The sequence below is a fragment of the Treponema sp. R6D11 genome (assembly GCF_054786075.1).
Genome location: NZ_BDHD01001304.1, coordinates 1 through 225, shown reverse-complemented (window position 1 = coordinate 225; position 225 = coordinate 1). Strand labels below are relative to the sequence as shown.

Annotated in this window: 1 pseudogene; it reads right to left on the bottom strand. The window is 42.7% G+C overall.

What is annotated here, in order from left to right:
- Window positions 1–225 (bottom strand): annotated as a pseudogene (locus tag ACYVTD_RS18530) (hypothetical protein); the annotation flags it as partial.

Sequence of the window (225 nt, the reverse complement as noted above, 5' to 3'; positions counted from 1 at the left end):
GAGTAATTGCTTCCTTTGAATATCGTACCTGATGATGTTCTTCGTATTTATTTTGAATACCAAATAAAATATTTAAGGTATCGTCAAAAGAAGGCTCGTCTACCATTACAGACTGGAAGCGCCTTTCAAGAGCGGCGTCTTTTTCAAAATGCTTGCGGTACTCGGAAAGCGTTGTCGCCCCGATACAGCGAATCTCGCCGCGTGAAAGACCGGGTTTAAGCATAT